This window comes from Pseudomonas sp. S31 (assembly GCF_016648105.1).
Lineage (GTDB): Bacteria > Pseudomonadota > Gammaproteobacteria > Pseudomonadales > Pseudomonadaceae > Aquipseudomonas.
Genome location: NZ_JACVVE010000030.1, coordinates 56,194 through 69,862 on the forward strand (window position 1 = coordinate 56,194; position 13,669 = coordinate 69,862).

Here is a 13,669-nt window from a genome sequence, read left to right on the forward strand (position 1 = left end):
GATGGCGTCTAGTGACAAGACGAAACAGAGGGCTGGGTACAGTAAAAAATCTGGGGTTTTGTGCTGACAGGCCTATTCGCGGGTGAACCCGCTCCTACAAGGGTATCGCTGTGCCTGTAGGAGCGGGTTCATCGGGGCGCCGAACCGCCGCGAATAGGCCGTGACTGACGAAATGCCGATCAGCGGCGCTTCAGATCAGATATCCCAAACCACGTTGACCGCGAAATTGCGCCCCGGCATGGTCAGGCGGTCGAGGTTGGCAGGCTGGGTCACGCCGGCCTCGCCCTGGCCGTCGTAGCTGCGTACCGAATCCCACTGCCAGTACTTCTTGTCGGTGAGGTTGTAGAGGCCGGCGTTGACCGTCACGTCGTTGGTGATCTTGTAGAAGCCGGTCAGGTCCAGCACGCCGTAGCCTGGGGTGCGGAATTTCGAGGACGAGCCATCGGCGTCGAAGTAGGAGGTGTCGTCGACGCGGGTCTTGCGCTTGACCAGGGTCCAGCTCAGCAGGCCGCCGTAGTTATCCTGGTCGTAGCCCAGGCCGAATACGCCCTTGAGCGGGTTGACCGTGTTCAGCGGCTCGCCGGTATCGTCGTTGCGGCCGTAGGTGTAGGCGATCGAGCCCTGGGTATACAGGCCCTGCGGTGCACCGAAGTGGTCCAGGTTCAGGCGACCCTTGACCTCGGCACCCTTGATGGTGGCGTGCTTGATGTTGGCGGCCTGGAAGGTTTGGCCCAGGGTGGCGCTCTGTACGGCGTCTTCATCGATGAAGTCGCGGTACTTGTTATAGAACACCGCTACATCGAAGTTACCCGCATCGAAGTTGCCACGCAGGCCGGTTTCATAGCCTTTGCTCTTCTCAGGCTCCAGCCCGGGGTTGCCTTTGACGGTGTAGCCAACGGTCTCGTTGGTGAAGCGGCCATACATGGACTTGGCAGTCGGTGTGCGGAAGCCTTCGGCGTACTGGCCATACCAGGTGTAGTTGTCGTTGAACGCGTAGGTGATGCCGAACTTCGGCGATACCCGGTGCCACTTCTTCGGCGAGTCGTCCAGCGCCGCTGCACCCGTGCTGCTCGAACCCTGGATACCGCGCAGGTACTGCTCGGTGAATTTCGGCTCCAGACGGGTGTAGTCATAGCGTGCACCCGGCAGGAAGGTCCAGTTGTTCCAGCGGATCTGGTCCTGCACGAACAGGCTGTAGGTGTCGATGGTCGGGGCCGGGAAGTCGCTGACCAGTTGCTGGCGGTCACTGGCGCTGTCGGCACCGACGGCCGAGCAACCCGCGCCTACAGCCAGGCAGGTGCCATTGCCGCTGCGCGAGCCGGTGACTTTCTCGTGCTTGATGGTGGTGCCGTAGGTCAGCTCGTGGTCGGTCTGGCCGATGCTGAAGGCCTTGTCGAACTGGGCATCGAGTACCCACTGGCGATCCTTGTAGGTGGTATTGCGGGTGCGATAGACCTGGCGTACGAAGGGCACGTAGATTTCTGCGGTGTCCTGATTGGTCTTGGCCACCTGGTAGTTGAGGCTCCACTTCACGTGGTCGGCCACGACCGAGTCCAGGCCGAACTCGTGGTTGATGCCGAAGCGCTCACGGGTGATGGTGTCCTCGGCCTGGCGCGACTTGTACATGTTGAGGGGAGCGCCCTTGTTGTAGGGGCCGTTGACCGCGCTGAGCACGTTCTGGTCGCGGTCGTCCTTGTAGTTCTCGTAGGTGAAGCCCAGGCGGGCGTCGTCGGCGTAGTTCCAGCCCAGCTTGGCCAGCACGTTGGTGGTGCGCACGTCCATCGGGTTGGCCTCGGTACGGTCGATGCCGGCGCCGCCGTGGCTGCCGTAGGACTCGGTCTCGTGGCCGTTGCGCTGGCTCACGTGCAGCAGGCCGTCGAAGTCGCCGTGGCGGCCGGCCACGGTGGCCGAGGTCAGCCAGCTTTCGTCTGCCGAGCTGTAGCCGGTTTTCAAGCGGGCGCCGACGTCCTGGCCGGGCTTGATGATGTCATCGGGGTCGAGGGTGAAGTAGCTCACCGCGCCACCGATGGCGTTGCTGCCGTACAGCACCGAGGCCGGGCCGCGGAGAATTTCCACGCGCTTGACGATCTCGGGGTCGACATAGTTGCGCTGGGTCTGGGCGTATGGGCCGTAGAAGAAGCTGTCGGGAATCGACACGCCGTCGATCTGGGTGAGGATACGCTCGCCGTCGATGCCGCGAATGTTGTAGCCGTTGAGGCCACTGCGCTGGCCGGTACCGGCCACCGACACGCCGGGTTCATAGCGCACCAGGTCCTGGATATTGTTGACGTTGTCGCGGTCGAGCTGTTCGCGGGTGTGCACGCTGACGGTGCTCGGCACCTGGCTGACCTCCTGGGCGCTGCGGGTGGCGCTGACGGTCATCTGCTGCAGGGCGATGGCATTGCCTGCGGCCTGGCGCTCGAGCACCACGTTGCCGCTACCGACGCTGCGGAAGTTCAGGCCAGTGCCGTGCAGCAGGCGCTTGAGCGCGGCCTCGGGCGGCAACGAGCCCTGCACGCCCGGCGAAGCGATGCCGTCGGCCAGTTCGGCGCTGAAACCGACCTGCCAGCCGGTGACCTGGCTGAACGCGTTGATGGCTGAGACCAGCGGCTGCTGGGCGATGTTGAAGCGGTAGTCGCCCATCCGTGGGCTGCTCGCCTGGGCCGGCTCGACGGCCAGCGCCGGCAGGCTGTAGGCGCCGCCTGCGAGCAGGGCGAGGTTCAACAGCGAAAGACTCAGCAGGGACCGTTGGCCGCTGCGGCCAGGAAGGGTGGACGGGCGATTTTGACCTGTGGACATCGAAGGCGCTCCCAGACGCGCGAACTGTTATAGGTGATGAACCGAACTTGTTTGAAACAAGAATCAGTTGCATTGGCTATAACGAGACGACTGGGCTATTGCGATCGCGTAAAAATAATTCGGCCCGCATCAGCGGGCCGCGATCCATCAGTTGAGAATGACCAGCGCTGGGTATTCGTGCAGTTGCGCCGAGGTGATCTGGGCGAGGGCGCGCAGGGTCTGCAACGGCTGGTCGAGCCGGTAGTTGCCGGTGACCGCGACGTCATCCAGGTGGCTGTTGCGGTTGATGATCCAGCCGGGGTAGTAGCGCCGTACCTCGGCCAGCACCTGGCTGAGAGGGCAGTTCTCGAACACCAGGCGACCATCGATCCAGGCCAGGTCCTTGGTCAGGTCGGGGCGTTGGCGTTGGCCGAAGCCGGCGGGGCCGACGCTGATGCTGTCTCCGGCGCTGAGGCGGATACGCTGGTCGCGAGCCCCCTGCAGGTCGACGTCACCGCGTTGCACTCGCACTTGGGCCTCGCCGTCGAGATAGCGCACGGCGAAGTCGGTATCACGCACCTGGGCGCGCAGCGGACCGGCCTGAACCTCGAGCGGAACCTGCCCGCTGGCTACCTGGAAATACGCTTCGCCTTGCAACAGGCGGGCGACCTGACGACCGTCACGCAGGTCGCTGGCGAAGGCCGAGTTGGTGTTGAGCAACACCTTGGCGCCGTCGCCCAGTTCCAGGCGCTGGCGTTCTCCTACCACGGTCAGGTGGTCGGCCTGCAGGCGCACGGGCAGGTTGCCGAAGGTGAACAGGCCGACCAGCAGCAGTGCAGCGGTGGCCAGTGGTTTCCAGTGCGCGCGCAGGCGCCCGCGCAGCGAGCGGCGCTGGTGCTGCTGCAGTTGCACGGCGGCCTCGCGCAGCGCAGTGCCATTCCACAGGGCTTCGGCCTGCACATAGGCTTCGGCGTTTTCGCTGGCCGCGCCGAGCCAGTGCTCGAAGGCCAGGGTGTCCTCTTCTGTGGCGCATTGCAGGCGCACGAGCCAGTCCAGCGCCTCGTCCATGGCGCGTGCGCGTGCGTCGGGCCCGCTGGGTGGCGGGTGAGGGACGGGGCTGTCGGTCACGGTGGATCCCTGGAATGGTTTTTCGCGCATGATCAAGGCAAAGGCCGGGCATGGCAAGGGCATTGGGCTCCCTGCCAGGCCGCTGGTCGGTTCAGCGCAGGCGGTCGGCCACGCCCATGCAGATGGCCATGATCAGTTTCAGTTCCTTCTGAACGGTACTCGCCGAGACCTTCAACTGCTCGGCGATTTCCAGGTAGCTGGCGCCATGCACGCGGCTGAGAATGAAAATACGCTGCTGGCGATCGCTCAGTTGCCCGAGGCTGACGCTCAGTTGCTTGAGCAGGCGTTCGGCGTGAGCGGCATCCTCGCTGCTGCTGGCCGGCGCGGCAACGCTGTGCAGCACTTCGTCGGGCACATCGTCGACCAGTGTGCGGGCTTGCACGCGACGGCTGCGCAGGTGATCGAGGGCCAGGTTGCGGGCGGTCTGGAACACGAACGGTTCGAGGTGGTCGATGGGCCGCTCGCTCAGTGCCCGTGACACGCGCAGGTAGGTTTCCTGGAGCAGGTCTTCGGCCGTGCTGGGATTGCCCACCATGCGTTGGAGGGTACGCAGCAGGGAAAGCCGCTGGACGATGAAGACGGAATTGAACCGGGACTGACTCACGGGGTGACCTGGCCGACGAAAGGTTAATGATAATGCTTATCATCTGCCTGCCAGGTCAAGCACCGAATTGTTAGGAAAAGGTAAAGATTGTGCGGTGCGCGTTCGTGCCTACCGTGCGTTGCACAGCGCCAGGCAGTTATCCAGCATGCGGTTGGAGAACCCCCATTCGTTGTCGTACCACGCCAGCACCTTGAGCATGTGCCCATTGGCGCGGGTGTGGTTGGCGTCGAAGATCGACGACAGCGGGTTATGGTTGAAATCGCACGACACCAGCGGCAGGGCGTTGTAGCCCAGCACCCGGGAGTGGCGGCTGGCTTCGAGGAACAACTGGTTGACCTGCTCGGCGCTGGCCTCGCGCTTGAGGTTGACGGTGAGGTCGACCAGCGACACGTTGATCACCGGCACGCGCACGGCCATGCCGGTCAGCTTGCCGGCCAGCTCCGGCAGCACCAGGCCCACGGCCTCGGCGGCGCCGGTCTTGCTCGGGATCATCGACTGGGTGGCCGAGCGGGCGCGGTACGGGTCGCTGTGGTAGACGTCGGTCAGCACCTGGTCGTTGGTATAGGCATGGATGGTGGTCATCAGGCCCTGCTCGATGCCGAACTCGCGGTGCAGCACCTGAGCGATCGGTGCCAGGCAGTTGGTGGTGCAGGAGGCGCTGGAAATGATCTGGTGTGACGGGCGCAGAATGTCGTGGTTGACGCCGTACACGATGGTGGCGTCGGCACCTTTGGCCGGTGCCGAGACAATCACCTTGCCAGCGCCAGCCGCCAGGTGCGCGGCGGCCTTGGCCCGTTCGGTGAACAGCCCGGTACACTCGAACACGACGTCGATCGCTTCGGCTTTCCAGGGCAGGTCGGCGGGGTTGCGGATGGCGCTGACCGCAATCCGGTCACCGTTGACGGTCAGGCTCTCGTGATCGGCCTCGACCGTGGCATCGAAGGTGCCGTGCACGCTGTCGTACTTGAGCAGGTGGGCATTCATGGTGCTGTCGCCGAGATCGTTGATGGCGACGACCTGCAGGTCCTGGCGGTAGCCTTGGGTATACAGTGCGCGCAGGACGTTGCGCCCGATGCGGCCGAATCCGTTGATGGCGATGCGTAGAGTCATGGCAGTACCTCTGGCAGTCCGAGTGAAACCTGTGGCACAAAGGAGCTTCACTGAAACGGTTTTGTTGTTGGAATTACAAGATTATTCACTGGCTGATAGAAAACAAGCCTTTTTACTGGCAGAATTTTGTTTAAACATACAACGAGTGGTCGGCAAGGCCACCTCCTCGATGCGTCAGGCCCCTTTGCAATTGAGCCTAGGCTGCGATCGACCGGAGGGGAAATGCCCGGTACGGCCACCCTTACAGTTAGCCTGGAGTCCAGTACATGCATCCGCGCATCCTTGAGGTCACCCGACGGCTGGTAGAGCGCAGCCGTGCCACCCGTGAACGCTACCTGCGGTTGATTCGCGGTGCGGCCAGCGACGGGCCCATGCGCGCCAGCCTGCAATGTGCCAACTTCGCCCACGGCGTGGCCGGCTGCGGTACCGAGGACAAGCACAGCCTGCGGCTGATGAACGCGGCCAACGTGGCCATCGTCTCGGCCTACAACGACATGCTCTCGGCGCACCAGCCCTACCAGCACTTCCCCGAACAGATCAAACAGGCCTTGCGCGAGGTCGGTTCGGTGGGGCAGTTCGCCGGCGGTGTACCGGCCATGTGCGATGGCGTGACCCAGGGCGAGCCGGGCATGGAACTGGCCATCGCCAGCCGTGAGGTGATCGCCATGTCCACTGCCGTGGCGCTGTCGCACAACATGTTCGATGCCGCGCTGATGCTCGGCATCTGCGACAAGATCGTCCCGGGGCTGATGATGGGCGCGCTGCGCTTCGGGCATCTGCCGACGATCTTCGTGCCAGGTGGCCCGATGACCTCGGGTATTTCCAACAAGGAAAAGGCCGACGTGCGCCAGCGCTACGCCGAAGGCAAGGCCAGCCGCGAGCAGTTGCTCGAGTCGGAGATGAAGTCCTACCACGGCCCAGGGACCTGCACGTTCTACGGCACCGCCAACACCAACCAACTGGTCATGGAAGTGATGGGCCTGCACCTGCCCGGCGCCTCGTTCGTCAACCCCTACACGCCGCTGCGCGATGCTCTTACTGCCGAGGCCGCGCAGCAGGTCACGCGCCTGACCAAGGCCAGCGGCAGCGGCTTCATGCCGCTGGGCGAGATCGTCGACGAGAAGACCTTGGTCAACGCCATCGTCGCCCTGCACGCCACTGGCGGTTCGACCAATCACACCCTGCACATTCCTGCTATCGCCCAGGCCGCCGGGATCCAGCTGACCTGGCAGGACATGGCCGACCTTTCCGAAGTGGTGCCAACCCTGTCGCACGTGTACCCCAACGGCAAGGCCGACATCAACCACTTCCAGGCGGCGGGCGGCATGGCCTTCCTGATCCGCGAGCTGCTCGATGCCGGGCTGCTGCATGAGGACGTCAACACCGTGGCCGGGCACGGCCTGCGCCGCTACACCCAGGAGCCGTTCCTCGACGATGGTCGCCTGGTATGGCGCGAGGGGCCACGGCAGAGCCTCGACGAAAACATCCTGCGGCCAGTGGCGCGGCCGTTCTCGCCCGAAGGCGGCTTGCGGGTGATGCAGGGCAACCTCGGCCGAGGCGTGATGAAAGTCTCGGCGGTAGCGCCTGAACACCAGGTGGTGGAGGCGCCAGCGCGGATCTTCGACGACCAGCAGTCGCTCGCCGACGCCTTCAAGGCCGGTGAGCTGGAGCGCGATTTCGTTGCGGTGGTGCGTTTCCAGGGGCCACGCTGCAATGGCATGCCCGAACTGCACAAGCTGACGCCTTTCCTCGGCGTGCTGCTGGATCGCGGCTACAAGGTCGCGCTGGTCACCGACGGGCGTATGTCCGGTGCTTCGGGCAAGATCCCGGCGGCGATCCACGTCTGCCCCGAGGCGTTCGACGGTGGTCCGCTGGCAAAGGTGCGCGACGGGGATATCGTGCGGGTCGATGGTGTCGAAGGCACATTGCAGGTGATGGTTGCAGCGGAGGTACTGGCCAGCCGCGACCTGCCAGCCGCCCCGCAGGGCAACGACGAAGGCTGCGGGCGTGAGCTGTTCGGTTTCATGCGCATGGCATTCAGCCCGGCCGAGCAGGGCGCCAGCGCCTTCACCTCGGCCCTGGAGAACCTCAAATGAAGGACCTGCTGGTTGGCGACATCGGTGGTACCAATGCCCGTTTCGCGCTGTGGCGCGACAACCAGCTGCATGCGGTGAAGGTGTTCGCCACCGCCGACTACACCAGCCCCGAGCAGGCCATCGCGGCCTACCTCGACGGTCAGGGTGTCGCCCGTGGTGGCCTTTCGGCTGTATGCCTGGCGGTCGCCGGGCCAGTCGACGGCGAGGACTTTCGTTTCACCAACAACCATTGGCGCTTGAACCGCACGGCGTTCTGCCAGGCACTGCAGGTCGAGCGCCTGCTGCTGACCAACGATTTCTCGGCCATGGCGCTGGGCATGACGCGCCTGCGCCCCGGCGAATTCCAGGAGGTGTGCCCCGGCCAGGCCGACCCGCTGCGCCCGGCGCTGGTGATCGGCCCTGGCACCGGGCTCGGTGTCGGCAGCCTGCTGCGTATGGGCGAGCGCGGTTGGTTGGCCTTGCCGGGCGAGGGCGGGCATGTCGACCTGCCGGTAGGCAATGCCCGCGAGGCGGCGATCCACCAGCAGATCCATGGGCAGATCGGCCATGCCAGCGCCGAAACGGTGCTCAGTGGCGGTGGCCTGGTGCGCTTGTACGAGGCGATCTGCGCGCTGGATGGCGACACACCGCGACACAAGACCCCTGCAGCGATCACCGATGCCGCGCTGGCCGGCGAGCCACGGGCCCTGGCGGTAATCGAGCAGTTCTGCCGATTCCTTGGCCGAGTGGCCGGTAACAATGTACTTACCCTCGGCGCGCGTGGTGGGGTCTATATTGTCGGCGGCGTGATCCCGCGTTTCGCCGAGCTGTTCCTGCGCAGCGGTTTTGCCCAGAGCTTTGCCGACAAGGGTTGCATGAGCGGCTACTTCGCCGGGGTGCCGGTGTGGCTGGTGACGGCTGAGTTTTCCGGGTTGCTGGGCGCCGGTGTAGCCCTGCAGCAGGCGCTGGATCACGGATAGGCGATAGGGGGCTGCATAGCAGCCCCAGAAGGCAACACCGGACAGCAGGCAAAAAGACCTGCAACCAACAAGAGGACGGACCACCTTGAGCACTGCCGGAAAATCCATCCTGATGGTCGACGACGATCAGGAGATCCGCGAACTGTTGCACACCTACCTGAGCCGCCTGGGTTACCAGGTGCATGCCGAGGCCGATGGCCAGGGCTTTCGCCAGGCCTTGGAGTCCACACCCTGCGATTTGGTGATCCTCGATGTGATGCTGCCCGACGAGGACGGTTTCAGCCTGTGCCGCTGGGTGCGCCAGCACCCACGCCAGGCGCGCGTGCCGATCATCATGCTGACCGCCAGTTCCGACGAGACCGACCGGGTCATCGGCCTGGAGCTGGGCGCCGACGATTACCTGGGCAAGCCGTTCAGCCCGCGTGAGCTGCAGGCGCGCATCAAGGCCTTGCTGCGTCGTGCCGACTTCGCCCAGGCGTCACCCAGCGGCGCGGTGTTGGTCTTCGATCAATGGCGCCTGGACACGGTCAGCCACCGGCTGTTTCACCGCGACGGTGAGGAAGTGATGCTCTCCGGAGCCGACTTCGCGCTGCTCAAGCTGTTTCTCGACAACCCCCAGCAGATCCTCGACCGCGACACCATCGGCAACGCCACCCGTGGCCGTGAGCCGATGCCGCTGGACCGCATCGTCGACATGGCGGTCAGCCGCCTGCGCCAGCGCCTGCGCGACAGCGAGCGGCCGCCACGCTTGATCCGCACCGTGCGCGGCAGTGGCTACCTGCTGGCTGCCCATGTCCGCTGCTCGGGCTGAACGGCGCTGGCGCCTGCTGCCGCGCTCGCTGCTCGGCCGCATGCTGCTGCTGACCCTGCTGGCGGTGCTGTTCGCCCAGGGCCTGTCGAGCATGATCTGGGTCGCGCAGCTGCGCTCCAGCCAGCTGCAGGGCCTGCGTGCCAGCGCCAGCAGCCTGGCCCATTCGATGAGCGCCAGCGTCAGTTACTTTCGCTCGCTGCCGGTGGCCTATCGGCCGATGGTCCTCGATCAGTTGCGCAGCATGGGGGGCACGCGCTTTTTCGTGTCGCTCAACGTCAAGCCACTGGTCATGCCGGTGCTGCCGGTGACCCCGCGCAAGCAAGCGGTGATCGATGAGGTCCAGCAAGTGCTGCACGAACGCCTCGGGGCGCAGATGGACATCTCGGTGGAGTTCGTCAGCCCCGATGACCTGCGCATCTTCAACAGTGGCCTCAAGCTCGACGAACTGCCACGTTCCTGGGCCCACTACTCGCTGACCCTGGAGCCGCTCAAGCCACCGGTGCTGGTGACGCAGATCCGCCTGGGCGAGGACGAGTGGCTGTACATCGCCTCGTTGCTGCCCGAGCCCTACACCAGCCTCGAGGCCGAGCGCCTGCCGCGCCAGCAGGTCGGCTTCATCGTCCTTACCACCGCCTTGCTGTTGCTGTTCATCGGCCTGCTGGTGCACTGGCAGAGCTGGCCGCTCAAGCGCCTGGCCCGCTCTGCCCGTGAGCTGTCGCTGGGCGCCGATGTGGCGCCGGTGGCCGAGCGTGGCGGCAGTGAGGTGGTCGAGGTGGGGCGGGCGTTCAACAGCATGCGCGAGCGTATCAGCCGCTACCTGACCGAACGCAGCCAGTTGTTCAGTGCTATTTCCCACGACCTGCGCACCCCCATCACGCGTTTGCGCCTGCGCGTGGAACTGCTCGAGGACGAGCGCCTGCAAGCCAAGTTCAGCCAGGACCTGGACGAGCTGGAGTTACTGGTCAAGGGCGCCCTGCAATGCGTGAAGGACACCGACATCCACGAGAACATCGAGCCAATCGACCTCAACCAGGTCCTGCAGATCCTCGCCGAACCCTACCTGGCCGATGGCCGCATCACCGTCGAGGGGCAGGCGCTGGCGCCGTACCCTGGCAAGGCGCTGGCTTTGCGTCGCTGCATCGGCAACCTGATCGACAACGCGATCAAGTATGGCGAGCGTGCGCGCTTGCGCATTCTCGATAGCGCCGAGCGCTTCGTCCTGCAGGTGGACGACCAGGGCCCGGGCGTGCCCGAGCAGCAACAGGAGCAGGTGTTCGAGCCGCATATGCGACTGGCCGGGCAGCAGCAGGGCTATGGTCTCGGCTTGGGCATCGCGCGCAACATTGCCCATAGTCATGGCGGTGAGGTCAGTCTGCTCAACCTGCGTGGGGGTGGGCTGCGGGTCACGTTGTCGCTGCCGCGCGATGTCACCGGCCTGTGACATTCCGGCAGCGCTTTGTGACGTGCTAGCCCCTGGTGCTGGCTAGAATTCGCAAACGACTGGCAAGGACGCGCTGGCCCATGAACGACTCCTGTCACAACTGGCTCGACTCCCCGATACATGCTGCCTGGCGTGTGGCCGAAGGCCAGCGCCTGCTGGCTTTTGCCAAGGCCTCACGGCTGCCCGATGGCTTCGGCGATCTTGACGCCACCGGCCATCTGCCGCCCAGGGCTCGCGCAGGCACCATGAACACCGCGCGCATGACCCACTGCTTCGCCCTTGCGCACATCCAGGGTGTACCCGGTTGCCTGGCCTATGCCGAGCATGGCGTGGCCGCCCTGTGCGGCGCCATGCGCGATGCCCACTACGGTGGGTGGTTCAGTCAGCCCGGTGGCCACCACGACAGTGGAAAGTCGGCCTACCTGCACGCCTTCGTCGCCTTGGCCGCCAGCTCCGCCAAGGTGGCGGGTGCAGCCGCTGCGCAGGGGTTGCTGGAGGACGCGGTGCGGATCATCGAGGCGCATTTCTGGAGCGAGGAGGAGGGCGCCCTGCGCGAAACCTTCTCGCGTGCCTGGCAACTGCCCGAGGCCTATCGCGGCGCCAACAGCAACATGCATGCGACCGAGGCCTTTCTCGCCCTGGCCGATGTCACCGGCAACCCGTGCTGGCTGGAGCGCGCCCTGCGAATAGCCGAGCGCCTCATCCACGACATTGCCCAGGCCAATCAGTACAGGGTGGTCGAGCATTTCGACGCGCTTTGGCAGCCCTTGCCCGATTACAACCAGGAGCATCCCGCCGACCATTTCCGGCCTTACGGCACGACGCCAGGCCACGGCCTGGAGTGGGCGCGCCTGTTGCTGCACCTGGAGGCCAGCCTGGCCCAGGCCGGGCGGGATGTGCCGGCCTGGCTGCTGCCGTGCGCCCGAGGCTTGTTCGAGAGTGCCTGCAGCCAGGCCTGGCAGGTCGATGGTGCCGAGGGCTTCGTCTACACCCTCGACTGGGACAACCGCCCAGTGGTACGGGCGCGCCTGCACTGGGTGCACGCCGAGGCTTGCGCCGCGGCTGCGGCGTTGCTCCTGCGCACTGGCGAAATGCATTACCAGCGCTGGTACCAGCGTTTCTGGGGCTTCATCGACAACCACTTCATCGACCTCGCCGGTGGCAGTTGGCACCACGAACTCGATAGCAGCAACCGCCCGGCCGGGACGATCTGGCCGGGCAAACCCGACCTGTACCACGCCTACCAGGCGCTGCTGTTGCCCGGCTTGGCGTTGGCGCCGAGCCTGGCGAGCAACCTGGCGCGCAATGTAACCAAACGATGACATTCGCGCATCGCTTCGTTACCTGGCGAGGCAGACAGGCTGTTTAGACTCCATGCAACGCAAGCGACCGACTTGCACGGCATAACAACAAGAAAGGTACATTCATGAACGCTGCCCTTCGCCTCGCTGGCGCCCTCTCCCTGGTATCACTGTTCCCGCTCAACGCCCTGGCTGCCGACGCCAAAGGCACTGTCGAAGTCGTGCACTGGTGGACCTCCGGTGGCGAAAAGGCCGCCGTGGACGTGCTCAAGGCCCAGGTCGAGAAAGACGGTTTCATCTGGAAGGACGGCGCCGTCGCCGGCGGTGGCGGGGCCACGGCCATGACCGTGCTGAAAAGCCGCGCGGTGGCCGGCAACCCGCCGGGCGTCGCGCAGATCAAGGGGCCGGATATCCAGGACTGGGCCGCCACCGGGCTGCTGGACACTGACGTGCTCAAGGATGTCGCCAAGGAAGAAAAATGGGACAGCCTGCTCGACAAGAAAGTCGCCGACACCATGAAGTATGAAGGTGACTACGTTGCCGTGCCGGTGAACATCCATCGCATCAACTGGCTGTGGATCAACCCTGAAGTGTTCAAGAAGGCCGGCATCGACCAGCCGCCCACCACGCTCGAACAGTTCTATGCCGCTGCCGACAAGCTCAAGGCCGCTGGCTTCATCCCGCTCGCCCACGGCGGCCAGCCTTGGCAGGACAGCACCGTGTTCGAGAGCGTGGTGTTGTCGGTGATGGGCGCCGAAGGCTACAAGAAGGCGCTGGTCGACCTCGACAAGGGCGCACTGACCGGCCCTGAAATGGTCAAGGCGCTGACCGAATTGAAGAAGGTCGCCAGCTACATGGACCCTGACGGCAAGGGCCAGGACTGGAATCTGGAAGCCGCCAAGGTCATCAACGGCAAGGCTGGCATGCAGATCATGGGCGACTGGGCCAAGAGCGAATGGACCCTGGCCAACAAGGTTGCCGGCAAGGATTACCAGTGCGTGCCGTTCCCCGGCACCGCCCAGGGCTTCCTCTACAACATCGACTCGCTGGTGGTCTTCAAGCAGAACGATAAAGGCACCGCGGCCGGCCAGCAGGACATCGCCCGCAAGGTCCTGGGCCAGGACTTCCAGAAGGTGTTCAGCACCAACAAGGGCTCGATCCCGGTGCGCAACGACATGCTCGCCGACATGGGCAAGTACGGCTTCGACGCCTGCGCGCAGACTTCCGCCAAGGACTTCCTGGCCGACGCCAAGACCGGCGGCCTGCAGCCGAGCATGGCGCACAACATGGCCACCACGCTGGCCGTGCAGGGTGCGTTCTTCGACGTGGTGACCAACTACATCAACGACCCCAAGGCCGACCCGGCCGATGCGGCGAAGAAGCTGGCGGCGGCGATCACTGCGGCCAAGTAGGCAGCTCCCACAACTGTGTGTGACAGTGC

General features: G+C 65.0%; 10 protein-coding genes. 6 read left to right on the forward strand and 4 right to left on the reverse strand.

Going from position 1 to position 13,669, the window contains the following annotated elements; all coding sequences use genetic code 11:
* Positions 1-195: 195 nt before the first annotated feature.
* The 4 genes from IAE37_RS20595 to gap all read right to left on the reverse strand — a co-directional run bounded on the left by IAE37_RS20595 (position 196) and on the right by gap (position 5,620).
* The gene (locus IAE37_RS20595; RefSeq protein ID WP_201176447.1) at positions 196-2,799 is read right to left on the reverse strand and encodes a TonB-dependent receptor; all 2,604 of its coding nucleotides are present in this window, start codon (positions 2,797-2,799) and stop codon (positions 196-198) included.
* Positions 2,800-2,946: 147 nt separating this feature from the next.
* Complete coding sequence (locus tag IAE37_RS20600; RefSeq protein ID WP_201176448.1) at positions 2,947-3,906, reverse strand: FecR family protein; 960 nt, start codon at positions 3,904-3,906, stop codon at positions 2,947-2,949.
* A gap of 91 nt (positions 3,907-3,997) precedes the next feature.
* The gene (locus IAE37_RS20605) at positions 3,998-4,510 is read right to left on the reverse strand and encodes an RNA polymerase sigma factor (protein ID WP_201176450.1); all 513 of its coding nucleotides are present in this window, start codon (positions 4,508-4,510) and stop codon (positions 3,998-4,000) included.
* Positions 4,511-4,618: 108 nt separating this feature from the next.
* Positions 4,619-5,620 (reverse strand): type I glyceraldehyde-3-phosphate dehydrogenase, encoded by a 1,002-nt coding sequence (gap, locus tag IAE37_RS20610; RefSeq protein WP_201176453.1) that lies wholly within the window; start codon positions 5,618-5,620, stop codon positions 4,619-4,621.
* Positions 5,621-5,886: 266 nt separating this feature from the next.
* On the opposite strand from gap, the gene edd reads away from it, so the two are divergent.
* The 6 genes from edd (at position 5,887) to IAE37_RS20640 (ending at position 13,640) form a co-directional block, all read left to right on the forward strand.
* Positions 5,887-7,716: a phosphogluconate dehydratase gene (edd, locus tag IAE37_RS20615; RefSeq protein ID WP_201176454.1), complete on the forward strand. Its 1,830-nt coding sequence runs from the start codon at positions 5,887-5,889 to the stop codon at positions 7,714-7,716.
* Positions 7,713-8,675: a glucokinase gene (locus IAE37_RS20620; RefSeq protein WP_201176456.1), complete on the forward strand. Its 963-nt coding sequence runs from the start codon at positions 7,713-7,715 to the stop codon at positions 8,673-8,675. The genes edd and IAE37_RS20620 overlap by 4 nt, the downstream gene beginning before the upstream one ends.
* A gap of 85 nt (positions 8,676-8,760) precedes the next feature.
* Entirely contained in the window at positions 8,761-9,486 is a 726-nt protein-coding gene (locus tag IAE37_RS20625; RefSeq protein ID WP_201176459.1) for a response regulator, read from the forward strand.
* Positions 9,467-10,927 (forward strand): ATP-binding protein, encoded by a 1,461-nt coding sequence (locus tag IAE37_RS20630; protein WP_328822763.1) that lies wholly within the window; start codon positions 9,467-9,469, stop codon positions 10,925-10,927. Before IAE37_RS20625 ends, IAE37_RS20630 begins: the two co-directional genes overlap by 20 nt.
* Positions 10,928-11,007: 80 nt before the next feature.
* Positions 11,008-12,249, forward strand: coding sequence for a D-mannose isomerase (locus IAE37_RS20635; protein WP_201176461.1), 1,242 nt, complete (start codon positions 11,008-11,010; stop codon positions 12,247-12,249).
* Between the two features lie 104 nt (positions 12,250-12,353).
* Positions 12,354-13,640 (forward strand): ABC transporter substrate-binding protein, encoded by a 1,287-nt coding sequence (locus IAE37_RS20640; RefSeq protein WP_201176463.1) that lies wholly within the window; start codon positions 12,354-12,356, stop codon positions 13,638-13,640.
* Positions 13,641-13,669: the final 29 nt, after the last annotated feature.